20 protein-coding genes are annotated in these 25,001 nt (G+C 31.0%); 5 read left to right on the top strand and 15 right to left on the bottom strand.

Annotation, left to right across the window (positions count from 1 at the left end; translation table 11 throughout):
• Positions 1 to 2: 2 nt before the first annotated feature.
• Positions 3 to 839 carry an OmpA family protein gene (locus ACIQ06_RS05950; RefSeq protein ID WP_396144442.1) on the top strand — a complete coding sequence of 279 codons (837 nt, stop codon included), beginning with the start codon at positions 3 to 5 and terminating at the stop codon, positions 837 to 839.
• Here the strand turns inward: ACIQ06_RS05950 and ACIQ06_RS05945 are convergent.
• The 6 genes from ACIQ06_RS05945 to ACIQ06_RS05920 all read right to left on the bottom strand — a co-directional run bounded on the left by ACIQ06_RS05945 (position 836) and on the right by ACIQ06_RS05920 (position 8,131).
• The gene (locus ACIQ06_RS05945) at positions 836 to 1,291 is read right to left on the bottom strand and encodes a GNAT family N-acetyltransferase (RefSeq protein ID WP_396144439.1); all 456 of its coding nucleotides are present in this window, start codon (positions 1,289 to 1,291) and stop codon (positions 836 to 838) included. The genes ACIQ06_RS05950 and ACIQ06_RS05945 overlap by 4 nt on opposite strands.
• Before the next feature lies 1 nt (position 1,292).
• Positions 1,293 to 2,276, bottom strand: coding sequence for a DUF4837 family protein (locus ACIQ06_RS05940; protein ID WP_396144437.1), 984 nt, complete (start codon positions 2,274 to 2,276; stop codon positions 1,293 to 1,295).
• A 39-nt stretch (positions 2,277 to 2,315) separates the two neighbouring features.
• The gene (locus ACIQ06_RS05935; protein ID WP_396144435.1) at positions 2,316 to 4,652 is read right to left on the bottom strand and encodes a LysM peptidoglycan-binding domain-containing protein; all 2,337 of its coding nucleotides are present in this window, start codon (positions 4,650 to 4,652) and stop codon (positions 2,316 to 2,318) included.
• 101 nt (positions 4,653 to 4,753) lie between these two features.
• Positions 4,754 to 5,941, bottom strand: a complete 1,188-nt coding sequence (locus tag ACIQ06_RS05930) for a phosphoglycerate kinase (RefSeq protein ID WP_396144433.1) — start codon at positions 5,939 to 5,941, stop codon at positions 4,754 to 4,756.
• 77 nt (positions 5,942 to 6,018) lie between these two features.
• Positions 6,019 to 6,180 (bottom strand): hypothetical protein, encoded by a 162-nt coding sequence (locus ACIQ06_RS05925; protein WP_298303324.1) that lies wholly within the window; start codon positions 6,178 to 6,180, stop codon positions 6,019 to 6,021.
• Positions 6,170 to 8,131, bottom strand: a complete 1,962-nt coding sequence (locus ACIQ06_RS05920; RefSeq protein WP_396144429.1) for a hypothetical protein — start codon at positions 8,129 to 8,131, stop codon at positions 6,170 to 6,172. The genes ACIQ06_RS05925 and ACIQ06_RS05920 overlap by 11 nt, the downstream gene beginning before the upstream one ends.
• A 227-nt stretch (positions 8,132 to 8,358) precedes the next feature.
• Here ACIQ06_RS05920 and ACIQ06_RS05915 point away from each other — a divergent pair, with 227 nt between their 5' ends.
• A complete protein-coding gene (locus ACIQ06_RS05915; RefSeq protein WP_396144425.1) occupies positions 8,359 to 9,507 on the top strand; it encodes an ATP-binding protein in 1,149 nt (382 codons plus the stop codon).
• 3 nt (positions 9,508 to 9,510) lie between these two features.
• Positions 9,511 to 9,894, top strand: coding sequence for a DoxX family protein (locus tag ACIQ06_RS05910; protein ID WP_396144422.1), 384 nt, complete (start codon positions 9,511 to 9,513; stop codon positions 9,892 to 9,894).
• Here ACIQ06_RS05910 and ACIQ06_RS05905 read toward each other — a convergent pair.
• From ACIQ06_RS05905 to ACIQ06_RS05880, 6 genes are all read right to left on the bottom strand, one after another.
• Complete coding sequence (locus ACIQ06_RS05905) at positions 9,891 to 12,161, bottom strand: helix-turn-helix domain-containing protein (RefSeq protein ID WP_396144419.1); 2,271 nt, start codon at positions 12,159 to 12,161, stop codon at positions 9,891 to 9,893. The genes ACIQ06_RS05910 and ACIQ06_RS05905 overlap by 4 nt on opposite strands.
• 100 nt (positions 12,162 to 12,261) lie before the next feature.
• Positions 12,262 to 12,840 (bottom strand): OmpH family outer membrane protein, encoded by a 579-nt coding sequence (locus ACIQ06_RS05900; protein ID WP_396144417.1) that lies wholly within the window; start codon positions 12,838 to 12,840, stop codon positions 12,262 to 12,264.
• A 234-nt stretch (positions 12,841 to 13,074) separates the two neighbouring features.
• A complete protein-coding gene (locus ACIQ06_RS05895) occupies positions 13,075 to 13,926 on the bottom strand; it encodes a class I SAM-dependent methyltransferase (RefSeq protein ID WP_396144415.1) in 852 nt (283 codons plus the stop codon).
• 144 nt (positions 13,927 to 14,070) lie between these two features.
• On the bottom strand, positions 14,071 to 15,942 hold the full coding sequence (gene mnmG / locus ACIQ06_RS05890; protein WP_396144413.1) for a tRNA uridine-5-carboxymethylaminomethyl(34) synthesis enzyme MnmG: 1,872 nt from the start codon (positions 15,940 to 15,942) through the stop codon (positions 14,071 to 14,073).
• Between the two features lie 83 nt (positions 15,943 to 16,025).
• On the bottom strand, positions 16,026 to 16,445 hold the full coding sequence (ybeY, locus tag ACIQ06_RS05885; RefSeq protein ID WP_396144409.1) for an rRNA maturation RNase YbeY: 420 nt from the start codon (positions 16,443 to 16,445) through the stop codon (positions 16,026 to 16,028).
• Entirely contained in the window at positions 16,438 to 19,824 is a 3,387-nt protein-coding gene (locus ACIQ06_RS05880; protein WP_396144406.1) for a hypothetical protein, read from the bottom strand. The genes ybeY and ACIQ06_RS05880 overlap by 8 nt, the downstream gene beginning before the upstream one ends.
• Before the next feature lie 182 nt (positions 19,825 to 20,006).
• On the opposite strand from ACIQ06_RS05880, the gene gltX reads away from it, so the two are divergent.
• Positions 20,007 to 21,512 carry a glutamate--tRNA ligase gene (gene gltX / locus ACIQ06_RS05875; protein ID WP_396144404.1) on the top strand — a complete coding sequence of 502 codons (1,506 nt, stop codon included), beginning with the start codon at positions 20,007 to 20,009 and terminating at the stop codon, positions 21,510 to 21,512.
• Between the two features lie 31 nt (positions 21,513 to 21,543).
• Here the strand turns inward: gltX and ACIQ06_RS05870 are convergent, their stop codons facing one another.
• Both ACIQ06_RS05870 and ACIQ06_RS05865 read right to left on the bottom strand, forming a co-directional pair.
• Entirely contained in the window at positions 21,544 to 22,950 is a 1,407-nt protein-coding gene (locus ACIQ06_RS05870) for a hypothetical protein (protein WP_396144401.1), read from the bottom strand.
• 48 nt (positions 22,951 to 22,998) lie between these two features.
• Positions 22,999 to 23,658: a PorT family protein gene (locus ACIQ06_RS05865; protein WP_396144399.1), complete on the bottom strand. Its 660-nt coding sequence runs from the start codon at positions 23,656 to 23,658 to the stop codon at positions 22,999 to 23,001.
• 74 nt (positions 23,659 to 23,732) lie between these two features.
• Between ACIQ06_RS05865 and ACIQ06_RS05860 the strand changes: the two genes are divergently transcribed.
• Complete coding sequence (locus tag ACIQ06_RS05860) at positions 23,733 to 24,719, top strand: SPFH domain-containing protein (RefSeq protein ID WP_396144397.1); 987 nt, start codon at positions 23,733 to 23,735, stop codon at positions 24,717 to 24,719.
• Between the two features lie 27 nt (positions 24,720 to 24,746).
• On the opposite strand, the gene ACIQ06_RS05855 is transcribed toward ACIQ06_RS05860, so the two are convergent.
• Positions 24,747 to 25,001, bottom strand: a complete 255-nt coding sequence (locus tag ACIQ06_RS05855) for a DUF6327 family protein (RefSeq protein WP_396144395.1) — start codon at positions 24,999 to 25,001, stop codon at positions 24,747 to 24,749.

The raw sequence follows: 25,001 nt of genomic DNA, 5'->3' as shown, positions 1-25,001 counted from the left end.
TTATGAAGCAAATTTATTTGTTGTTCCTTTTTTGTTGCTCCATTCTCTATTCACAAGAAGAACAAAAATCAATTGTAGTTTTATTTAATTCAAACGAATTTGCTTTATCTTCTGAGGCTGAAGGAACTTTAAGTGCTTTTTTTTCTGATGAAACTTTAGTCATTTCATCAATTTCAATTGAAGGTTTTTGTGATGATGTTGGCTCTATAGAAAACAACTTGATTTTATCTACAAATAGAGCACAATCAGTTGCAAATTTTTTAAAAAGTGAATTTAACCTAAACTGTAATTCCGTACTTGGTAAAGGTGAACTTCCTTTAGCAAAAAACTCATCTGTAGAAGAAAACAGAAAAAATAATCGAAAAGTAGTAGTTCTTGTAACTTTTTCTAAAATTTTTGATTCTCAAAAAAAAGAAATAAATCAGAGTAAAATCATTAACGACAATTACAAATCTTTTTCAGATGTATTAGCTGCTGGCGATAAAGTTCTAATGAAAAACTTGGTTTTTATAGGAAGCTCAACGGTTTTTGAAAATACCGAACAAGCATTAATTGAATTAGACAAAGTAGTTAGTTATCTTAATAATAATCCAAATACAACTATCGAAATTCAAGGTCATGTCTGTTGTATTGGTAAAGCTCATAGCGATGCCTTTGATAAACTTTCGGGAAAAACCAATTTGTCTCACACCAGGGCGCAAAAGGTATATGATGATTTAATAAAAAAAGGAATCTCACCAAACCGAATGACTCACATGGGTTACGGAAGAAAATTTCCTATTCCTGGTGGAATTGAATCTGATAATAAACGTGTTGAAATTTTAATTACGAAGATTTAATGCTCTCGTTTCATTTCAATATGCGGAATATCGTCTTCTAGATACATTTCGCTAGTTTGAACAAAATCATGGCTTTCGTAGAATTTCTTCAAATACAATTGAGCTGAAATAGTAATTTTAGTTTCTTTAAAATAAGTTTCTATACCTTCAATAGCTTGTTGCATCATTTCGTGTCCAAACTTTTTATCGCGCGCTTCAGGATGAACAATAACTCTTCCGATGGAAGCATTATCGAAATAGTCTCCTGCTTTAAACAATCTTGCGTAGGCTACAATTTTGCCTTCTAACTCGCCAAGTAAGTGTAATGCTTTTTCATCTTTGCCATCAATGTCTTGATAAACGCAATTTTGTTCCACTACAAAGACAAGAGAACGAAGTTGCAGTAAAGAATATAGTTCTCGAAGAGATAGTTCGTTAAATCGCTTTATTTTCCACTGAATGCTTTCTGCCATTTTATTTCTTTTTTAAAAACTGAACCGATTTAATAATAGATTCCAATTCGAACATTAAATCTCTTTTTTGTTTTGATGGTGCGTAGCAAAATCCTTCAATTATTAAAATTCTGTTATTGGTTTTGTCAATAATAGCATAATTGATAAATGGTCCATTCATTGATTCGTGAAGTAATTCCCAATTTCCTTTAGTTTCAAATGTCTCTCTATTGAAAATTTTGGTTTTAGAAAAATACGGTGAAAATGCTGGTTCTGTAATCATTCTGGTTTTTGGAACAGCTCCATGAATATAAATCCTACCAATAGAATCGCGAATTTGAATTATTCTATTTACTGCTTTACCATTGTCTTTAATGCTATTTAATGGTACTTGATAAAAAACCAAACTCATGTTACCGCTTGTGATATCTTTTTTGAACCAAATAAACTTTTTTCCATGCATTACCATTCGGTATTTGGAAGGAATGTTAATCTTGATGTTGAATTTCTCTACTACTTTTTTGAAATCTAAAACAGAATCTTTTTTTATTCTGTCCTGGTAAACTTTGATTTCAGAAGTTTTTATTCTGCTAATAATAAGCGAATCATTTGCTTGAATCGTATCTAAAATCTCTTGAACCGTTTTGCCTGAAACATGAACAACTATTTGAGGATTAGCATATTCATTATTTTCAATTCTAAACTGACTTTTAGCTTCTTTTTTAACAACAATAATATTTCTACTATTGCTCATAAAACCTTCTAGTAGTTTTACTGGATATTGATTCAATGTAAAAATGGGTTCTTCTTGGGGTAAACCAACAACTGGTGATGCAAATTTATTTCGTACGCTATCACCAATTTCTCCATTCCAAAGTTGGTCGTCGATAATAACGGCAACTTCGTTGGTTTTTCGGGAAGTTTCACTAGTGTTTTTAACTTCTTTAGAATCGCAAGAAGTTAGAAAAATAGCTACAATAGAAAATAAAAAAAGAGCTTTATTCATGATTAGAAATAAAGCCCAAATTTATGTAAGATTTTTGTATTATCCGTTAATTTTTAATTTCATTCCAGGTTGGATGCTTTCGCCTTTAATGTTATTCCATTTTTTAATGTCTGAAATGGTAACTCCAGGGAATTTTTGAGAAATACTAAATAAAGAATCTCCTTTTCTTACTTGGTACATTTTCTCTTTAGCTTTCTTCTGATTGGCTGCATAATCGTTTTTCTTAGCTTTTTTATCTGCTATAGAAGCGATTTCTTCTTTACCAACTATTAGTTTGTCACCTTCTTTGATATTTGTATCTGAAAGCGAGTTTAATTCTAATAAATCATTAACAGTTGTATTGTATTTTCTAGCAATAGTTCCAAGATATTCACCTTTACCAACTACGTGTTCAATATTTTTTAGTTCTCCTTTAGAAATTGATTCCTCTTTAGCTTCTGCTAAACTTTCACCTGAAATAATTAATTGCGTTCCTACTTTTACATTGGTATCAATTAAATTATTCCATTCTTTAATATTTTGAACTGTTACATTGTTTTTCTTAGCAATAGCTGTCAAATTATCACCTTTAGCTACAACATAATAGTTTTCAGATTTTGAAGTTGTATCAACTTTTTCTTCTTTTTTCGCTTTAGAAATTTTTGGTTCAACTGTTGCTATTTCTTCTTTTTTAGATGTAAAAGGTTGTTTAACTTCTTTCTTAACAGTTGTAACTACTTTCTCGTTTTTGATAATTTTTAGGTTATCGCCTAGACCAATATTGCTTCCTTTTATTTTATTCCACTTTTTAATATCGGCAACAGAAACTTCATATTTATCGGCAATTTCTCCAAGTACATCACCTTTTTTAACTTTATGATATTTAGTAACATCTTTGTAAGTTACCACTTTTTCTGTCTTGAAAACTTTTTCAGCTTTTACTTCATTTGAAGCAATACTAGTGTTTTCATTAGAAATTACTTTAGGCAATTTGGTTGCAACTGAATCGGATTTTGACTCTTTTTTGTCTTTGTAAGCTATTCTTTCTGTAGAGACAATTTTAAGATTTCTTCCTAAAGGTGCTTTGTTGCTTCTTAATCCATTCCACTTTTTGATATCACCAATTGAAACTTGATATTTATCTGCAATTTCGCTAAGATTATCTCCTTTCCTTACTTTATGATATTTAGTTCTAGTGGTAAATTCTCTCTCTGCAAAAGCTACATTAGTAGAATCATTTTGTTTGACAGATGCTAGACGCTCATAAGGACGTTCTCTTTTGTCTGCTTGATATTTTACATATGCGTAAACCTTGTCTTCGTTAGAAGCAAAAATTGCAATTTTGTCTTTTGGTAATCTCAAAAAGTTTTTTTCACCTGAAATTGCTGGAATTTCATTTCTCTTAAACGATGGATTAAAAAACTGGATTTCAGCCACTGGAACATCTAACAAATCTGAAATTTGCTTGAAGGTCATGTGGTTTTTGATCATAATTGTGTCAGTTGCAAAATGATTAGCGACTGCTCTATTTGGCACAATTCCGTGTTCTTTATGATATTCAAAAATATACATTGTTGCTAAAAAAGCAGGAAGATATCCTTGAGTTTCCTTTGGAAGATTTTTTCTAATGTTCCAATAATTTTGTTGACCTCCTGAACGACGAATAGCTTTGGCAACATTTCCAGGACCAGAATTGTAAGACGCTAAAACTAAATCCCAATCACCAAAAATTTTATACATATTGGTCATGTATTGGGTTGCCGCTTGACTTGCTCTTAGTGGATCGCTTCTTTCATCAACATAAGAAGTAATGTTCAAACCATATTGTTTTCCTGTTTGATACATAAATTGCCACAAACCTGTTGCACCAACTCTAGAAACCGCTCTCGGATTTAAAGCAGATTCAACAACAGCAAGATATTTAATTTCTAATGGGATGTTTTGAACCGCTAAAGCTTCTTCAAAAATTGGAAAATAAAACTGAGATATTCCCATCAAACGTTCAAATCCTTTTTTTCTATTTTTTAAGAAAGATTTGATAACATTTTCTAAACCAATGTTGTATTCAATATTGAAAGGTGATTTTTCGTCTAATATCTTTAAACGTTCTTTCAATAATTCTGTTGGTAATTCGTAATCAACAGGTTTATCGATATCAATATTTTTTATATCTTCTAGAAGTGTGCTGTAAACGTCTAAAGAGGTTAATTCTTTCATCCAAAGACTATCAATACACGAGGCCATTTCGTCATTAACGAAAGTTGCTTTTATTGAATCTAAGTAGGAAATTTTGGTCTCTTTTTTTACAATCGAATCTTGTTGTGTTGCAACTTCTTGTCCGAAAACAACTGAAGAAGCTACCAAAAGAAACGCTGTTAATTTATTTTTTATAATCATATTTTGTATTCTCAAAAATTTGTTAATCAGCATTTTATGCTAAAATGCAAAGTTACTAACTATAACGCAACAATATGTTTAATTATTGTTAAAGTCTTTTTTTAGTCTAAAATTGCCTGAATACCTGGTAAAACTCTTCCTTCAAGCATTTCTAACATAGCTCCACCACCAGTAGAAACGTAACTCATTTTATCTTCTAATCCAAACTGTTTTACGGCTGAAACTGAGTCGCCACCACCAACTAGTGAAAAAGCGCCATTTGCAGTAGATTCTGCAATATATTCGCCTAAAGTAATGGTTCCGTGAGCAAATTTTTCCATTTCAAAAACACCTAACGGACCATTCCAAAGGATTGTTTTTGAATCCATTATAATTTTTTTGAAATTTTCTAATGATTTTGGTCCTGCATCAAGTCCTTGCCATCCGTCAGGAATTTCACGAACATCAACAATTTGTGTTTCTGCATCATTTGAAAAAGCATTGGCAGCAACAACATCAACTGGAATATGAATGTGAACATTCTTTAATTTGGCTTTATGTAAAATTTCTAAGGCTAGATCTAATTTATCATCTTCACAAATAGAATCTCCTACTTTTCCTCCCAAAGCTTTGATGAATGTAAAAGTCATACCACCACCAATAATCATGTGGTCTACCTTATCTAAAATGTTTTCAATAACGGTGATTTTAGAAGAAACTTTAGAACCACCTAAAATAGCGGTTACTGGTTTAACAGAATTATTTAAAACTCTATTCAAACTATCTATTTCTTTTGCCAAAAGCAATCCGAAACATTTTTGATTTGGGAAAAATTGTGCCACAATTGTTGTAGAAGCATGAGCTCTGTGGGCAGTTCCAAAAGCATCATTTACATAGATATCTCCAAGTTGCGAAAGTTCTCTAGCAAAATCAATATCTCCAGCTTCTTCTTCTGCATAAAAACGTAAATTTTCTAGAAGTAAAACTTGACCTGGTTGTAAATTTGCAGCAGCATTAAAAGCAACTTCTCCTCTACAATCTGAAGCAAATTCAACATTTGTTCCAAGAACTTCTGAAACTGTTTTAACGATATGTTTTAAAGAATATTTTTCTTCTTTTCCTTTTGGTCTTCCTAGGTGCGACATTAAAATTACACTTCCGCCGTCTGTAAGAATTTTATCAATTGTTGGCTTTGCAGCTTCAATTCTATTGGTATCTGTAACATTAAAATTTTCGTCTAACGGAACATTAAAATCTACTCTGATTAAAGCTTTTTTATCTTTGAAATTGAAATCGTTTAAGGTTTTCATTTAAATTGCAGTGTTAATTGATATTAATCTGCAAATATAAGTATTTTGTTTTTTATTAAAAATGAGAAATATCAGGTCTATTCATCATCTGATTCTTCGTCACGCACAGAGTGTATTTTTACTCCTTCGCGTCCGAAAATACTACATTTAAAATCAATTTCTTGGATAATTTTTGGAAACATATTTTTCTTTTCTACAATTGATTTATAGATTCCGTATATAAGTATATTAATCGTCATTATCTGTGATTAAAGCGTTGTTATTGTTTACTGATAAAATCCAAATTTTTCCTTGGTAAGTGTTATTTATTTTAGAAAGATACAATGCTTGCGCTTCTTGTTCGTTATCGACCTTTTTTAAATAAACATATTTATAATTATTCATTGGGTTGACCAACACTTTTGGTGTCAATCCTTTAGCTTTTAATGAATTGAAAAAGTTAACCGAATTTTCTGATACTGAAAACACATTGGCAACAATATAATATCCTCTTGGTTCGTTTGGTATTGAAACAATCTGAACATCAAAAAGTTCTTTTTTGTTTGGTTCTTTTATTACAACTTCTTGTTTGTTAGGCAGCTCTTTTATACTCGCATCAGCAATTAATTCATTATTGTTTTTATTAATAGCCAAAATTTGAATTCTGTCTTCGTAAGTTTCATCTAGTTTTGAAAGATATAAATCGACTATTTCATTTAAATCATTGTTTTTCTTTAGATAAACATATCGATAATTGTTTAAAACATTAGTAAAAAAGTCGGCTTCGATATCTTTTGATTTTAGAAAAGTCACAAACTCTATTGCGCTTTGTTCTGTTTTAAAAATATTAGCTACAATATAATAACCTGAAGTTGCAGATGAAATTGATGCAGTCTGAACTTCAATAATATTATTTTTACTGTCAATAAAAGTGTTTTTTCTATTTCTGTTAATAGATGAACTTGTTCTATAATCTTCAATTAAAAAATCTTTGTTAGCTGGTATAAATTTTAACAGATTGTTTTTTGAAGCGACTTTCAATGGTTTATCATCATTTGCAGCATATATAACTTCCTCTTTTGAAGGAGTTACCTCTACACCAAATGCAGTGAAAAACATAAAACATCTATCACCTACTGATTTTAATCTTAAAGTAGCTTCTTTGATATTATTTCCAATGATTGTATTATTCGGATTTGGTATTGTAAACAAACATGTGTCGTAACCTAGCGTGTTTTTACTATCAGGATATCTATTTATGAAATTCTGATTTTCTATAGTTATCGAACTATTAAAAAAGTTGTTGTCTTTTCTAATGTTTGTGCTTAATGGTGTAAAAAGTTTACTTTCGTTTGAACTAAAAAGTAATTGATCACCCAAAAGGTTGTTATCACCTTCTAAAGCGGCACAAGCAATTTTTGCTCTAACATTTCCTTCTGGTAAAGTTTGAAATCCGTTAAATACAATATCTGTTGACTTGTCTGTAACACCTGCGAAACCATCATAACTTGATACAAACTTTCCACTCATATTCTGGTCTTCGTAAACAATAAAAATAGTCCACCCAGCAGAAACACCTCCTTCTATTATACCTTGAGTTGCTTTTACGTTAGCAACTGAATAAACACCCGAAGCATTTGATAATTCTTTTAAATAATCTGTGATATCTGCGTAAACTGCATAAGGTGCAATTTCATCAAACTCATTTTTACCAGCACCATCAAATATAACTTGACCTGAAACATCTATGTATTTCTCTTTATTAGGTAATTTTAATTTTACACTAGAAAAAGTTCCTCTTGAAGCGTCTGTTGGAATAAACTTTTTTTCTGATTTTTGAATTCCTGCATTATAACGATAGGTTCCTGACCAATAAAGTCCTGCATAAACAATTTTTTTTCTGTTAGAATTCTCAAGATATAACTCAGCACTACTTGAAGAAAAAGTAGATTCATCTTCATCAATATCAATATAAGCCATATCAAATTCATCATTCAATTTGGCATAAGAAGTAAGATTATAGTATGGTTCGTTTGGACCACTAGTAAAGTCAACTCTGTTTACACTATTATTGGCAATTATAGTCATATCGCCTTTCACAAATCCTTGATAACGAATTTTAAACGGAACCGAAAGTTGAGCAAAATTGGTTGTGCTAACCAATAACATAGTTAGAAAAACTATTTTTCGAAGAGTAATTTTAGCATTCATAATTCTAAGTTTTTTAGATTGGGGTCTTTAAAACATTTGAAAAAATCGTTATTAACAATTCAAAATTATAATAAATATCGATTAAACGCATCATTTAACCGATTAAATGCTGTTTTTTATTGTTTTTGAATGCTTTTTCCTGCTTATTAATTATATTTATATGTTTTTTCCTACGTTTTTTTTAAAGTTATCAACAAAACAAATACTAATTTTTATTATCTTTGCTTATGCAGTTTTCAGAAATTTTAGGTCAAGAACACATTAAGAACCACTTAATTAGAAGTGCAAGCCTTGGAAGAATTCCACATGCGCAACTATTTGTTGGTCAAGAAGGTTGTGGAACTTTAGCAATGGCAATTGCCTACGCACAATATATCGTTTGCCAAAATTCTGGAAATGAAAATATTGGACAGAATGAAGCTTGTAATTTAAAATTCAATCATTTACAACATCCTGATTTACATTTTGTTTATCCAACTGTTTCTACTGAAGATGTAAAAACAAAACCAAAAAGTTTAGACTTTATTCAAGAATGGCGCCAATTCATAACTGAGAATGTTTATGGTGGCTTATTTGATTGGTACAAAATATTGGGAGTTCAGAATAAGCAAGGAATGATTCGTGTTGAAGATGCCTCTGAAGTATTGAAATCATTAGCGTTGAAATCGCACGAAGGAGGTTATAAAATAATGATTATTTGGATGGCCGATAAAATGAATTTAGATGCATCCAATAAACTTTTAAAACTACTTGAAGAACCAACAGATAAAACAGTTTTTATATTAATTTCTGAAAAAGAAGAAGATATAATTCAAACCATTCGTTCGCGTTGTCAAGTATTGCACTTTAATGCTTTGCCAGAAAGTATTATAACTAATGCTTTGGTTTCACGTGAAAATATTGATGAAAAATTAGCTTATAAGATTGCTCATCAGTCTCAAGGAAATTTCAACAAAGCGTTACACATCTTAAAAGAAGACAATGACGAGTTGCCTTTTGAAAAGTGGTTTGTAGACTGGGTTCGTGCTGCTTATAAAGCTAAAGGAAATGCTTCTGCAATTCAAGATTTAATTGCTTGGAGTGAACAAATTGCTAGTTTAGGTCGTGAAGCTCAAAAGAAATTTTTGAATTATTGTATTGACATGTTTCGTCAAGCATTACTTCTAAATTATCAAGCTGAAAAATTGGTTTATATGGAACCTGTAGTAGATGGTTTTAAATTGGAAAAACTAGCTCCTTTTGTAACAGGAAACAATATTACAGAAATTTTTAAAGAACTATCCGATGCATCTTACCACATTGAACGCAATGGAAATGCAAAAATTATATTGACCGATTTATCAATAAAACTTACTCGTTTAATTCACAAAAAATAAGCTATGAATAATACAGCATCTGTTTTGGTTTTGGTTTTTCTAACTATAACTTTCATAATGTCGGCGCACGATAAGCTTTTTCATTGGAATGATAATATGGCTTGGATGAAACCTCATTTTGAAAAAACTATTCTAAAAAACTTTGTTCCTCAAGCGGTTGGAGTTTTAGTCTTTTTCGAATTGATTGCCGGAATTTCTTGCGTTGTAGGAATCATCGAACTTTACATTAATGGTGGAAGAATGTTTGGTTTTTATGGTGCGGTTTTTTCTTGTATCTCACTGCTAATGATGTTATTTGGCCAACGATTGGCAAAAGATTTTGATGGAGCTAGAACCATAGCCATTTACTTTGTTGTAGCTATTTTAGGTGTTTTTTGGTTGAGTTAAACATTCAAACTCGCCTTAAACATTCTTAATTCTTCCCAAGAAAAATCGTCGCCTAATTGTTCTTTCATTGGTGTTAGTGACTCTTCTTTGTAGCCATAAAATGCTTTAGTTAAAATTTCAATTTTATCTTCTGGCATAATATCGTTGATGCTAACGGCTTTATCTTGAATAAGTTTTGTAAAATGTGATAAAATTGTTGCGACTGTAAGTTTTCTTAAATTGGCAATTTCTTCTATTGTATTTCTTTCTATCCAAAGTTCATAAGTGATTTGAGACGTTGGTTTTTTTGGCGTTTTTTCCGACTTCTTTTTCTTTGGCTCGTAATAACTAACGTCTTCTTTATCTTCTATCAAATTAAGATTGTTTCGTTTGAAATCTTCAACAACTCTCTCAATTTTATTCAGTTTGTAATTCTTTATTTCCGAAGAATTTAAACTTTCTTTACTAATGGTTTTTCTATTCATAATAGTTTCCATCAATAATTTGGCTTTCATTAATCGCAATACTGCTTTGGTTTGCAAATCTTCTAAATCTAGCAATTCGTCGTAAAATTGTTTTACTTGTTTAACCCTTTTTATTTCTTCAATTTTATATAAAATTTCGTATTCTAGCTTATCTAATTTATCAAAAAAATAACTGTAAGCTGCTTGAATTCTATCATTAATAAATTGATAATCTGTAGTTTCTTGAGAAAATAATTTATTCAATTGAGAAATAAATTTCCTAGACGGATCAATAATTGAATCGCAAAGTTCTAACTGTTGCGCAGCCCAATTGGCAGATTTAGATTTAACAGATTTATCACTATCAAGGTAACTAAATTTATGATTACGCCATTCTTGAGCAAGTTCAGTCCAATCAAAACTGTTTATTAAATAATTATGAATAAAGTTCTTAGTTTCATTTTGTAAAGCATTTTCTAAGTGATCTTCTGAAGCTTTATTCAAAGAATAATCCATTACATCTTGATCGTTAGAAATTCCGTTCATACGTAACGGAGAAAGCAAAATTAAGCCGTTTAAAGAGCGTAAACGAGAAAGTGCAACATACGCTTGTCCTGGAAGAAAAACTTGCGAAACATCGAGCGCTGCTTTGTCAAAAGTTAATCCTTGACTTTTGTGAACGGTTATTGCCCAAGCTAATTTAATAGGATAATGAACAAATGTGCCCAAAACCTCTTCTTGAACCTCTTTTGTGTTCTCGTCTATGGAATATCTAATATTTTGCCATTCGTATTTTTCAACCTCAATGGTTTTATTTTCATCAGGAAAATGAATCATTATTTCTTTCTCAGAAATAGATTTTACAAAACCCATTTTACCATTAAAGAACTTCTTTTCAAAAGACAAATCATTTTTAATAAACATGATTTGAGCACCAACTTTAAGTTCCAATTTTTCTTCAATTGGATAAATCTTATCTGGAAAATCACCGGTTATTTCTGCATAATAAGTTTTTGATCTTCCCTCCAAATCCTGGAGAGATTCTGAATTTATTGTATCTGCTTTTGCGTTATGTGTTGTAAGAGTTATGTAGCCTTTATTTGCTTTTAAATCAAAATCTGGTTTAACAAACTCATTTAAAATTTGGATGTCATTTTGCGTTATTCGATTGTTTCTCAAATTATTAAGTACAGAAATAAAACGATCATCGGTTTGTCTAAAGATTTTCGAAAGTTCAATGTACAATGGCGGAAATTGCTCAATAACATGAGAATGAAAGAAGAATTTTCCTCTGTAATATTGTTTTAAAGTTCGCCATTCTTCATCACGAATTACTGGCGGAAGCTGAAGTAAATCGCCAATAAAAAGTACTTGTACTCCACCGAAAGGCTGTGTCTTTTTACGAACCGATTGCAGCATAAAATCCATAGCATCCAATAAATCGGAACGTAACATACTGACTTCGTCGATAATCAGTAACTCCATGTTTTTAATAACGGCTTTCTTTAATCCGCTCATTTTGAAGTGTCTACGAAGTGTAGCGCGGCTTTCAAACTTAGAATTTTCTGCAAATTGTGGTGTAGAATTGTCTGGAATAAATCCGCCAAAAGGCAGTTGAAACATAGAATGAATTGTTACGCCACCGGCATTTAAAGCAGCAATTCCTGTGGGTGCAACAACTACACAATTCTTGTGAGTGGTTCTAATAATTTCTTTGAGAAGAGTAGTTTTTCCGGTTCCTGCTTTTCCTGTAAGGAATACGGAACGGTTAGTTTGGTTGATAAATTGCAAAACATATTTTGCTTCTGCTGATACAAATTCCATGGCTTATATTTTAAAAAGCAAATATAAAAGTTTGTTAATCAATATACAAAGAAAAAACGCCTTCTTTTGAAAGGCGTTTATCAAAAATTAAAAACTAAAATTATTTCTTAGCTTCTTCTTTTTTATCTGCAGGTTTTTCTTCTTTTTTACCCTCAGACTTGTATTTATCGTTCACTAATTTGATTAATTCTTTAGTGATATCATAACTATCTTTAGCATACAATACGGTAGCAGCTTCACCTGTTCCGAAAACATAATCGTAACCTTTGTCTTTTCCGTATTCTTTAAAAATTTTCTTGTATTTAGTTACTAAAGAATCCATTTCTTTTCCGCTTTCTGTTTGCAATTGTTGCAACATACCTTGTTGAGCATATTGCAATTCTTGTTCTCTTTGTTGCAATTCTGCACCTTTTTGTTGAGCCCAAGCTTGACCATTGGCCATTGCATTTTGTTTGAAACTAGCTGCTTCACTTTGAAATTTTTCTGCAGCGACTTTCAATCTTGAATCCATTACATCAGCTTTGGCTTTGTATTTTTCTTCAATATCTTTTTTCTCTGTAGATTCATCCAAAAGTTTATTGGTATCAACATAAGCTGTTTTAAATTCTTTTGCGTCTGTAGTTTTGTTACATGATACAATTGCAACTGCCATTGCAAGACATACTATAATTTTTTTCATTTTAAAAGTGTTATTTTTTTCTATTTGCCAAAAGTATAAAATTTTAGTCGTAAAAGATAAAAAGTTATAAAATTGGCCAAATTTTAATAATATAAGTGTTTGTTATTGTTTTATAAACTTAAATAGTAATCCTCTATTAAAAACGAGTCGAAATAAAGCCGTTTAAGAAACCTTCTCTTTTTTGACAACCAAAGTGATTGTTGTGTTGAAAATGATTAAAATTTCGCTTTTATTTTAGTTTTTAGCGTTTTTTATCACATAAATATGCGAAGAATACTCGGAATTTTGACTTCCTTTCCAATTTGATTTCAATCCGACGAAAAATGCTTTGATGAAATTCATTTTTCCAGATTTATATTTTTCAGATAAAAGACTAACATAAAAACTATCAAATTTCATTGGAAGCACTTTTACTAATTCTAAATTTTGTTTAGCAAATAATTTTTTAATTGCTGTTTTAGAAAAATGCCACAAATGAATTGGCACATCGTAAGCAGCCCAAAAAGCTCCATAATGTTTTGCGTCAAATGATTTAAAATTTGGAACAGCTATTATAATCGTTCCGTTTGGTTTGATTAATCTTTTTAATTCTTTAATCTGGTTTTCTAAATCCGGAACATGTTCTAATACATGCCACATTGTGATTACATCAAATGAATTACTTTCTAATTCTGAAAGATGTTCTACGAATGAAACTCCTTTTTTGATTGCAATTGTTTTAGCTTTATCGCTTGGTTCAATTCCAATTGTTTCCCAACCATCATTTTTACAAACCGATAAAAAATCACCAACTCCTGCTCCAATATCTAAAATTCTTCCTTTTGAAGATTCTGTATTGATTAACTTTAATTTATTTTTTAAAGCAATTCCTTTTACAAACTGATACATTTTTTCAAACAACGATTTGTTCCCATCAGTGTGAGAAATGTAATCTACACTTTCATAATAACTAGGAAGTTTTTCTAAAGAAGGTTGTGGATGCGTAATCAACATATCCAAATCTTCTTCATAAAGCAATTCAAAAGTTTCTTTTGAAACCGAATGATCTTTTACGTTTAAAAAATGTTTTGTCTTTTCAATATTCATTAAATTCTCTTTATTTATAGGTGTTAGCAAAGTTAGTTTCACGTGGAACACTTCAAAGTTAGAAGTTAGAAATACAAAATACGAAGGTTAAAATTCAATATTTATTTTACTTCGTGTTCTAACCTTCATAAATCTTATTTTGAATTATCTTCCCATGTAAATTAGCAATACTGAAATATCACTTGGAGAAACTCCACTTATTCTTGAAGCTTGTGAAATTGTTACAGGACGTATTTTACTTAATTTTTGTCGTGCTTCAATTGACATCGATTTTATTTTATTGTAGTCGAAATCCTCCGGAATTTTCATATCCTCCAAACGTGTAAGTTTATCGGCATTGTTTCTTTCTTTTTCAATGTAGCCCGAATACTTAACATTGATTTCTGCTTGTTCGATAATTTCTTTATCTAAATCATTATCCTCAATGTATTGTTTTACTTTGTCAAACTTTATGAAATCATCTAAATCAATTTGTGGACGAGAAAAAACTTTAAACATTTTATCCGATTGAACCATTGGCGAACTTCCTTTGGCTTCTAAAACAGGATTTGCTTCTTCGATAGTTACACTGGTTTCTTTAAAGAAATTTACCATAGCATCACTTTTCGCAAACTTCTCTTCCATTCTACGCATTCTCTTTTCTGAAGCCAAACCAATCTCAAATGATTTTGGTGTTAAACGAGAATCGGCATTATCTTGTCTCAAAAGTGTTCTAAACTCAGCGCGAGAAGTAAACATTCTATACGGCTCTTCTGTTCCTTTGGTAATCAAATCGTCTATTAAAACGCCAATATAAGCTTCATCTCTTTTAAGAATCATTGGTTCTTGCTCTTTTACTTTAAGCGCAGCATTAATACCAGCCATCATTCCTTGAGAAGCCGCTTCTTCATAACCGGTTGTTCCGTTAATTTGACCAGCAAAATATAAACCATTAACTAATTTAGTTTCTAATGTATGCTTTAATTGTGTTGGTGGAAAATAATCATATTCTATGGCATATCCTGGTCTAAAGAATTTTACTTTTTCAAAACCTGCAACAGAACGTAATGCTTTAAACTGAACATCTTCTGGTAAGGATGTTGAAAAACCATTTACATAAACTTCAACCGTATCCCAACCTTCTGGTTCGACAAAAAGTTGATGTCTTTCTTTATCTGCAAAGCGATTAATTTTATCTTCAATAGAAGGACAATACCTTGGTCCGAGTGATTTAATTCTACCATTAAACATCGGTGACCTATCAAAACCTTCTCTCAAAATATCATGAACTTCAAGTGAAGTATAAGTCATGTGACAAGATCTTTGGTGTATTAATGGTTTTGTTTCATCTGAATATGAAAACTTATCTGGATTTACATCTCCAGCTTCTTCTTGCATTTTAGAATAATCTAAAGAACGACCATCTACTCTTGGTGGGGTTCCGGTTTTCATTCTTCCTGATTCAAAACCTACTTTTAACAAATCTTCTGTTATTCCATAAGCAGCACTTTCTCCAGCTCTTCCTCCTCCAAATTGTTTGTCACCAATATGAATCAAACCATTTAGAAAAGTACCATTTGTAAGAACAACTGTTTTAGCTTTAATTTCAATTCCCAAAGAAGTTTTTATTCCTTCAATTTTTCCGTTTTTGATACTCAAACCCGAAACCATTTCTTGATAAAAATCTACATTAGGAGTTCGCTCAAGCATTAATCGCCATTCTTCAGCAAAACGCATTCTGTCTGATTGAACTCTTGGCGACCACATTGCTGGGCCTTTTGATTTATTAAGCATCTTAAACTGAATTGCGGTTTTGTCAGAAACAATTCCTGAATATCCGCCAAGCGCATCAATTTCACGAACAATTTGACCTTTAGCAATTCCTCCCATTGCAGGATTACAAGACATCTGAGCAATGTTCTGCAAACTCATTGTAACCAACAAGGTTGAGCAACCTAAATTAGCAGCAGCAGCAGCAGCTTCACAACCAGCATGACCAGCACCAACAACAATAACATCGTATTTTTCTAAAAACATTTTATTTTGATTCGAGATAAATATATACTCGACTTATTTATTGTTCCACGTGGAACGTTTGTAAATTCAAATTATAAAAACAATTAATGTTCCACGTGAAACATTTTGATTTTCTCATCTTCTTTGGAGCGCATTATCAGCTCCTCTTCTTCGGTTTTATCCTTGTATCCACAATAGTGTAAAACACCATGAGCAAGAACCCTTTTGAGTTCTTCATCAAAAGTAACCTCAAATTCTATCGCATTTTCACAGACTCTTTCTATAGAAACGAAAATATCGCCATGTAATTCATTTCCTACAGAATAATCAAAGCTTATAATGTCTGTGTAATAGTCGTGATTTAGGTATTGCTTGTTGATTTCAAGGATGTATTCGTCATCACAAAAGATATAATTAATATCACCTTCCTTTTTGTTTTCAGATGAAATAACATTTGAAATCCATGAAGAATATTGTTCTTCGTTTTCAAGTTGAAACTCTAATTCGTAATTGAAACTAATCATTTGTTTTGAAATATTCTTGAACCTTTTGGTTAAAATTGGAGCGCAAAGGTAAGGTTTGTCTGTTTAAAATTTCAACGCTATTCAAATATTCTTGCAAACGTTTAGGTAAAGCATTCGTTGAATTAGTAAATTCTTTTTTATTAGTCTCTGACTGACGTTTCTTCTCTTCGCCTTGTTGTTGAATTGCTTTCTCTAATTTGAGCATTTCATATTTTAAATTTAGCATCTTTTGAAGCACTTCATTATTGAAACCTTTGTTTAATAATTGTTTCTCTATTTGCTTCATTTGATTTAAAGCGTTTTGGCCTTGACCGCCTAAACCTTGTTTGTTAAGTTCATTTTGTAACGCTTCTCTTAACTGTTGTTGCTCTTTATAAATCTCCATGATTGCTTTTGCATCGCCTTCTCCATCTTCGCCGTTTTCACCATCAGAATCACCTTGACTGTTTCCGCTACCACCACTTTTTCCGTCTTTTCCAGATTTACCTTTACCATCTTTTCCTTCCTTCTGACCTTCTTTACCACTTCCTTGTTCACCTTCTTTTCCATCTTTTCCTTCGCCTGGCTTTTGACCAGGCTTCATGCCTTTCTTCATTTTTTCTCCAAGTCCTTCTTGCTTTTTGATAATATCAGGCAATTGCATTCCGCTTCCTTCACCAGGTTTAGGTTTTCCTTTTCCTGCGCCTGACATTGACATAGACATCTGCATATTATTCATGGTGTCTGCTAACATGTCTGCCAATTTATTAGCCGAACTTGTTGCGAATTGTTGGTGAGAAATTCCTTTTGGTACATTTGCATCTGCCAAAGTTTCTAAAGATTTGTCAACGTTATATTGAACATTTCCTACCTCAGTAGTTACCTCTTCAGCTATTTTAGGATTACGTAATGAAAGTGCAAACAAACTATCATCAACATGTTTAAACTGTTGTTTTAAATCTTGTTGGATTTTAAGGTTTTTATTAAAACTCAAAGAACCTCTTTTTAAACCTCTAAACTCCTTCATAACGTTTTCTTGTGAAAAAGAATAAGCTAATAGATTGTCAAGAATTTGACGCAACATTGCAATATCTTCATCCATTTGTTCCATCTCGCCTGACTCCATACTAGCTTGCATGTCTTGACTCATTTGCTTCATTTTCTTTGAAGCACTTTTTTGTTTTGGTTTTGCAGCTGACTTAGAATCTTTCTTTAATTCATCTGAAGCTTTCTTTAAATCTTCATCAATGCTTTTCTCTTTTGGAGCTGTATCTGGAAGTTCAACCGGAGTTTTTAATTCTTTATTTTCTTTTTCTAATTCATTAAGTTCTTCTTGAATTTTGTCAAATTCTTTGTTTATTTCTTCTTGTTTTTCAGTAGAATTTTCCTTGTCATTATCAGATAACTTTTCTTGCTTTTCTGAAAGCTTATCTAATTTATCTGCGATTTGTTCTGCTTTCTTTTCTACATAATATTTCTTAGTCAATTCAACTAATTGTTGTAGACTCTTTGTTTGATTTTTACTCTGCTGTTTGAGCTTATCCATCTTTTCAAACAACTCTTCTTTTTGAAGTTTTTCATTTAACTTTTGAAGTTCATCTAAAAGCTTTTTATTTTTTTCTAAATCTTTTTCAACTTTATCTAGACGTTCTTTTAAAACCTCTTTTACTTCATCTTTCTTTTCAGTTTTAACTTTGTCTAAATTCTCTTTCATCTTTTCAGCAAAATTTTTCATTAATTCATCTTGCTGCTTTTGTTTGTTCAAGAAATCATTAACCTTTTGCTGTTCTTTAAATTCAAGATTATCTTTTTCTTTACCCATTTTTTGCAACTTCTCCATTTCGTTCAATTGCTTATCTTGCGTTTTTAAAGACTTTTCTAAGGAGTTAATATTATCATTTTGCTGTTGTAAAACCTGGTCTTCCTTTTCAGATTCTGTAGCAATTCTGTTTGAAAAAACAGAAGACTTTGCGCTCTTGAAATTGTGTAAAGCATCGTTATCAAAAATCTCGAAATAATATTCATACGAAACGCCTTCTTCAACAGGTAAATTACTTGGGAAAGCAAAAACAAATTGGTCGTAGACATCTCTCTTTACAGCAATTGTTCCACGTTTGGCAAAATTTGGTTTGTCTTTTGGATAATAAACTACTTGCAATTTCGAAAGCCCGTAATCATCTGATACTTGGCCTAAAACATAGTTTTTTTCGATTTTAAGACTGTCTGGCGCATTTCCTACAGTAATTGTTGGAAATTGATCTTTAACCACGGAAATCTGATAATTCAACTTTTCGTAGTTTTGAACCTTATTATTTGAAGTAACAATTTGGTAATCTGTATTTTGAACAATATTTTTTGACAACAAAAATTGATTTTCTTGTTTTGTAAAAGCATACTTAGCTGAAGCATCCAACCATTCCACTTTTTGAGTAGCTAAGGTATTCATTCTCCAAGTTACTCGAGTACCTTCTGGAAGCACAGCATTACCAGTTCCTTTAATTACTTCTGCTTTTTTATTCAAATACCCAGGAAAATTCAAAACCATTTCGAAGTTTGCAATCGATGGAACTGTAACAACATTCAATTCATAATCATTAGACGAAACCTCATTTGCCTCAATATGAAATTCTAAATTCTCTTTTGGTTTAGGAATGACAAACTGAAATTCTCCAGGCTTAGTACTTTCCATAAAATAGCTTTCCTCACCAATAAAAATCATAGCGTTTTCTGGAACAATTTTTCCGACTGTTTTTACTTTCAAAAGGAAATCTTGGTTTTGTTCGGTTTGTAAAGACTTATTCAAAAGTTGAAATTCAAATGGAGCTGGCGGTAAAAATTGTTGTTTGTAATTAACCACACGATTCAAACTTTGAGAAATAAAACTACTATTTCCTGACAAATAGAAAAACGCAAAAAACAAAATTGGAATAATTGCTAACGGTAAAAATTTCTTATTACTTCCGAAATTGATTGCATTTCCAAAAGGAATGGGTTGAAGCGTATTTGCTTTCTGTTCGATTGAAGCAACTAATAATTCAGATTTATTTTTATCTTGAGATAATTGTAAAAAATTGGTAAGCTTATCGCCTACTTCATTAAAATGATTTCCAATAATTTTGGAAGCGTCGTCATAATTAATTCCTTTTTGAAGTTTGAATAATTTAAAGAGAGGAAATAAAATGAAACGCAACAACAAGAAAAGTTCTACTGCGATGAATGTCCAAAATAAAATGGTTCTCGCTGTAGGTTTTAGCCAAAGAAAATATTCTACAAAAAGCGTAAAAAGAAAATAAAGCAAACCTATTCCGACGAAGAAAATGGTTCCACGTAGTAATTCGTTTGTGTAAAACTTCTTAATAAACTGTTCGAGTTTATCGAATATAATGTTTTGATGTTCCAAAATTGTTGATACTATGTTTATAACCGATAAAAATACAAATTTATACTTACGATAAAAGTTAAATCTTTGTAAAAAGGAATGTGTATTAAGATTTGAGTATTAAGTATTAAGATTTTTTGAAGTTGAAGTTGATTTTTGAAGTTGATTCTTGAAAACGTATCTTTGCATCAAATTATAACAAGATGTCTAAACAAGTTCGTGTGCGTTTTGCACCAAGTCCAACTGGACCATTGCATATTGGTGGTGTAAGAACCGCTTTATTTAATTATTTATTTGCTAAAAAACATGGTGGTGTTTTCTATTTACGAATTGAAGATACCGACCAAAATCGATTTGTTCCTGGAGCAGAAGAATACATAATGGAAGCTTTGGAATGGTTGGGAATTGCACCAAGTGAAACCGTTGGGAAAAACGAAAAATTTGGCCCTTATCGTCAGTCTGAAAGAAAAGATTTATACAAACAATATGCTGACCAATTGATTAATTCTGGTTGGGCTTATTATGCTTTTGACACAGCAGAAGCTTTAGATGCACATAGAAAACAGCACGAAGCAGAAGGAAAAACCTTCATTTACAATTGGCATAATCGTGAAAAATTAGATACTTCATTAGTGATTTCTAAAGAAGAAACCGATAAACGAATTGCATCAGGTGCTGATTATGTTATCCGATTTAAAACTCCTGTGAATGAAACGTTGCATTTGAATGACATTATTCGTGGCGATATAAAATTTGATACTAATTTATTAGACGATAAAGTTTTATTCAAATCTGACGGAATGCCAACTTATCATTTAGCGAATATTGTTGATGATCATTTAATGGAAACTTCTCATGTTATTCGTGGTGAAGAATGGTTACCAAGTATGCCATTACACGTTTTATTATACAAAGCATTTGGTTGGGAAGCTCCAGAATTTGCGCATTTACCATTAATTTTAAAACCAATTGGAAACGGAAAATTATCAAAACGTGATGGTGATAAAATGGGATTTCCGGTATTTCCTTTAGAATGGAAAACCGAAGAAGGAATTTCATCTGGATACAGAGAAAAAGGATTCTTTCCTGAAGCTGTAATTAACTTTTTGGCACTTTTAGGTTGGAATGACGGAACAGATCAAGAATTGTTTTCATTAGAAGAATTGGCTGAAAAATTTGATTTGAATAGAGTTCATAAAGCTGGAGCCAAGTTTGATCCTGAGAAAAATAAATGGTTCAATCATCAGTATTTGCAAAAGCAAAGTGATGAAAGTTTGGCAAAAGCCTTCGCTCCTATTCTATCTGAGAAAGAAATTGTTGTTGATAATAATAAATTAATTAAGATAGTTTCGTTAATAAAAGAACGAGCAAATTTTGTTTCTGAATTTTGGGAAATGAGTGACTTCTTTTTTGTTGCACCAACATCTTACGATGAAAAAGCAGTTAAAAACTGGAAAGAAGAAACACCAAATTTAATGCAACAATTAATTTCTGTTATAGAAAATATTGGCGATTTCACTTCAGTAAATATAGAAACGATTGTAAAAGATTGGATGACTAAAAACGAAATTGGTATGGGTAAAGTAATGCAACCTTTCCGATTGAGTTTGGTTGGTGCTTTAAAAGGACCACATCTTTTTGACATTGTTGAATTGATTGGAAAAGACGAAACAATCAAACGATTAGAAAAAGCAATTGCAACATTGTAGAAAAAAAAGCCCTGAAATTCAGGGCTTTTTTTTAGTTTTCAAAGTAAGTTACTTTGTAATACGTTTCATTATCTGATTCAATTAGCCAAGTATTTCCTTTGTTAACAGCGGTACAAAAAGATGTTTTATTTTTGTTGTTAACTGTTTTTATATAATCTTTTACTTTTTGGTTTGTGTTATAAACTACCATGGTTTTGTAATCTAAATTTTTATTCTTCAAATCTTCTTTATTGGTAAGATTTGCGTGAAGAAATTTCTTATCTCCATAACTTGTAATGTTATAAGCATTTGATTCTGATTTAAATGTTATTTTAGAACTTGAATCAACTTTTCCATTAGAATTTAATTTTACATATTGAATATAATCATCTAATGATTCCTTTGCTCCTGCACTAAAAACAACAGATTCACCCATTAAAAATAAATCCACGTAAAGATAAGTCATGTTTTGATTGTCTGTAAAATCACCTTTGTCATCTATAGCATTTATTACCTCCCAAATTTTTGTGCCGTCTTCATTAAATTTAAAAACATAATAACCCAATGGAGTATTAGAATTATCATTTGATCTTTCAGCTCTTTTGCCATATAATCCGTAAACATAAACTTCATTTGTAGAAGGGTCAACTTTAAAGTTGTTGATACTTAAATCATCTGAAAAAATACGTTTAGCAGTGTCGCCAAAACCTTTTGTTTCTGTATTACCACCGCTATTATTTGAGTATATTAAAAAATCGTTTTTAATATCAATTTTATAGCCGATATCGCTTATTTTTTTTCCATCATAATTATATCTTGTTCTATATAAAGTAGTTGACTTATAGTCTTTTGAAATTGATTTTGAAATTATGTCAAAATAATCGTTGGATGCTCTTGTACTTGTTACTACATCTCTAGCATAATCAACATTGTTTGCATTTACTATTCTATCAAGGCTTGGCAATTCATACTTCTTTGAAATCTTTTTAAATGAAGGTAATTCAGTAATTGTAAAATTCAAATCTTCGCCTACAATTTTATTTCCGTTATTAAAAAGAAAGTCATCTAATATAAGACTAAAAGTGTTGCTCTTTGGAAGTTCTGCAATCTTTTTTCCGTTTTTATAGAATTTATGATCACCTGAAAAACTCATTTTTTCGTATTCATCAGTTCTTAATAAACTTCCTGATGGTGAAAAACGAACATTCATTACGTTAACATTTTCTAACAAATTGGTTTTTGAACCTTTTGAATCATAACAAACAATACTATTAACTTGCTTATTTCTTGACATACCAACGCTATGTTTACCTTTTTCAATAAAAATTTTATTAGATAAAGGCGAAAAATGATATCCAATAGGAACGATATCTTTTTCAAACTTTTCTTCAACAATTACTTGTTGAGCATTTAAAACACAAACTAAAAATAAAGTAAAGCTTGTTAATATATTTTTCATAAAAAGGTGTTTTTTAATTAATAATACTAAAAAATAAAGAAACTGTTTTTACAAATTAAAAATAATCTGACCGTTGATAGTTCCCAGATTTCCTTTAATACTTTGGTTTCCTGTTAGTATTTTAAAATCATCATTCTTATTCAATTTACTGAAGATATTAGTAAATCCGTATTCATAAAAAATAACTGCACGAACAACTTTACCTCCAGCTGAAAAGCCAGCATAAAAATTTCCATTGATGGTAGAAACTTCTTCTATTTGCTTTGCTGTAAGTGCTGTACCGTTTAAAATATTATTTTGATCTCTTTCGTTAACAGAAAGCTTTCCATTAATCTGTAAAACAGGACCAAAATCAAACGATACATGGTTTTCAACAACATTGTAACTTAACAATAATCGCACTTGTACGCCTTGTAAATTGAATTCTGTTTCTTTAGCTAATGAAGTTAACGATGTTGATTCAAGACTAAAATTATTGCTGAAAAATTGCATTCCATAAATCATACTCCAATTATTGTAATAATTTCCTCTAACAGAAAGTCCACCTGCAAAGCCCATTCCAGGTTTGGCATCAAAATCTGATGTAAATAAACTCGTTTGAGAAACTCCGGCCGACAACCCTATTCTATTTCCATCTCTATTTCTATATTGAGAGAAAGCTAAATTTGTGAAGGCACAAAAAACAAGGATAAAAAATAATTTCTTCATTATTAAAATATTTATTTGTAACAAACATACATTATTCTCGTATAATAACTGTATTAACAAACTAAATATTACACATGGGACCATTTTTGATTGTTTTAGTAGTCTTCGGATTAATTATTTTATTTTCTTCTTTCTTTACAGTAAAGCAACAAACGGCTGTAGTTATTGAACGTTTTGGAAAGTTTACAAGTATTAGAAACTCAGGTTTACAACTTAAAATTCCAATTATTGACAGAGTTGCCGGAAGAGTAAACTTAAGAATTCAACAACTTGATGTATTAATTGAAACCAAAACTAAAGATAACGTGTTTATCAAAATGAAAGTTTCGGTTCAGTTTAAAGTAATTCAAGACAAAGTTTATGAAGCTTTTTATAAACTAGAATATCCACACGATCAAATTACTGCTTATGTTTTTGACGTAGTTCGTGCTGAAGTTCCTAAATTGATTTTGGACGACGTTTTCGTTAGAAAAGATGATATTGCTATTGCTGTAAAACGTGAATTGAACGAAGCAATGACTACTTATGGATATGATATTATCAATACTTTGGTAACTGATATTGATCCAGATATTCAAGTTAAAAATGCGATGAATAGAATCAACGCTGCTGATAGAGAAAAAACAGCTGCAGAATTTGAATCAGAAGCACAAAGAATTAGAATTGTGGCTAAAGCAAAAGCTGAAGCTGAAAGTAAAAAACTTCAAGGTCAAGGTATTGCCGACCAAAGAAGAGAAATTGCTCGTGGATTGGTAGAAAGTGTTGAAGTGTTAAATTCTGTTGGAATTAACTCACAAGAAGCTTCTGCATTGATTGTAGTTACGCAACATTATGATACTTTACAAGCTATTGGTGCAGATACAAATTCAAACTTAATTTTATTACCAAATTCACCACAAGCTGGAAGCGACATGTTGAATAATATGGTAGCAAGTTTTTCAGCAAGCAACCAAATTGGTGAAACAATGAAAAACCAACCAAAACGTGTGAAAACAAAAAATGATCACACTTCAACAGATTTTAATCCAAATGATACTTCAAATCCAACTGACGAAGTTTAATGAAGTTTTTCATATAAAAAAAGAGGCTTAATCGCCTCTTTTTCTGTTTATATACCAATTGATGATATACGGAATTGCTATTTTTAAAAGCGTTCCATAAGTACCTGAAAATACCTTTTGATACAGATTTCCAATAAAAGAAACTGATTTAGAGGGCAGAATACTTTCTTTAGTTTTATCAATACTTAAAAGCATCTTTTGATAATAGAGTTCTTTTTCTAATTTTAGAATTTCTAAATCCTGCTCTATTGCTGCATAGGACGAATATTTTTTTGTTTCCAT

The sequence above is a fragment of the Flavobacterium sp. genome (assembly GCF_044341265.1).
In the GTDB taxonomy this organism is placed as follows: domain Bacteria; phylum Bacteroidota; class Bacteroidia; order Flavobacteriales; family Flavobacteriaceae; genus Flavobacterium.
Note: the sequence above shows the minus strand (reverse complement) of the source record. Positions and strands in the feature narration are given on the sequence as shown.

What these genes read in the sequence shown, in the direction of transcription:
- ACIQ06_RS05950 (WP_396144442.1), top strand. Translation starts at nt 3, where the DNA reads ATGAAGCAAATTTATTTGTTGTTCCTTTTTTGTTGCTCCATTCTCTAT.
- ACIQ06_RS05945 (WP_396144439.1), bottom strand. Translation starts at nt 1,291, where the DNA reads ATGGCAGAAAGCATTCAGTGGAAAATAAAGCGATTTAACGAACTATCT.
- ACIQ06_RS05940 (WP_396144437.1), bottom strand. Translation starts at nt 2,276, where the DNA reads ATGAATAAAGCTCTTTTTTTATTTTCTATTGTAGCTATTTTTCTAACT.
- ACIQ06_RS05935 (WP_396144435.1), bottom strand. Translation starts at nt 4,652, where the DNA reads ATGATTATAAAAAATAAATTAACAGCGTTTCTTTTGGTAGCTTCTTCA.
- ACIQ06_RS05930 (WP_396144433.1), bottom strand. Translation starts at nt 5,941, where the DNA reads ATGAAAACCTTAAACGATTTCAATTTCAAAGATAAAAAAGCTTTAATC.
- ACIQ06_RS05925 (WP_298303324.1), bottom strand. Translation starts at nt 6,180, where the DNA reads ATGACGATTAATATACTTATATACGGAATCTATAAATCAATTGTAGAA.
- ACIQ06_RS05920 (WP_396144429.1), bottom strand. Translation starts at nt 8,131, where the DNA reads ATGAATGCTAAAATTACTCTTCGAAAAATAGTTTTTCTAACTATGTTA.
- ACIQ06_RS05915 (WP_396144425.1), top strand. Translation starts at nt 8,359, where the DNA reads ATGCAGTTTTCAGAAATTTTAGGTCAAGAACACATTAAGAACCACTTA.
- ACIQ06_RS05910 (WP_396144422.1), top strand. Translation starts at nt 9,511, where the DNA reads ATGAATAATACAGCATCTGTTTTGGTTTTGGTTTTTCTAACTATAACT.
- ACIQ06_RS05905 (WP_396144419.1), bottom strand. Translation starts at nt 12,161, where the DNA reads ATGGAATTTGTATCAGCAGAAGCAAAATATGTTTTGCAATTTATCAAC.
- ACIQ06_RS05900 (WP_396144417.1), bottom strand. Translation starts at nt 12,840, where the DNA reads ATGAAAAAAATTATAGTATGTCTTGCAATGGCAGTTGCAATTGTATCA.
- ACIQ06_RS05895 (WP_396144415.1), bottom strand. Translation starts at nt 13,926, where the DNA reads ATGAATATTGAAAAGACAAAACATTTTTTAAACGTAAAAGATCATTCG.
- mnmG (WP_396144413.1), bottom strand. Translation starts at nt 15,942, where the DNA reads ATGTTTTTAGAAAAATACGATGTTATTGTTGTTGGTGCTGGTCATGCT.
- ybeY (WP_396144409.1), bottom strand. Translation starts at nt 16,445, where the DNA reads ATGATTAGTTTCAATTACGAATTAGAGTTTCAACTTGAAAACGAAGAA.
- gltX (WP_396144404.1), top strand. Translation starts at nt 20,007, where the DNA reads ATGTCTAAACAAGTTCGTGTGCGTTTTGCACCAAGTCCAACTGGACCA.
- ACIQ06_RS05870 (WP_396144401.1), bottom strand. Translation starts at nt 22,950, where the DNA reads ATGAAAAATATATTAACAAGCTTTACTTTATTTTTAGTTTGTGTTTTA.
- ACIQ06_RS05865 (WP_396144399.1), bottom strand. Translation starts at nt 23,658, where the DNA reads ATGAAGAAATTATTTTTTATCCTTGTTTTTTGTGCCTTCACAAATTTA.
- ACIQ06_RS05860 (WP_396144397.1), top strand. Translation starts at nt 23,733, where the DNA reads ATGGGACCATTTTTGATTGTTTTAGTAGTCTTCGGATTAATTATTTTA.
- ACIQ06_RS05855 (WP_396144395.1), bottom strand. Translation starts at nt 25,001, where the DNA reads ATGGAAACAAAAAAATATTCGTCCTATGCAGCAATAGAGCAGGATTTA.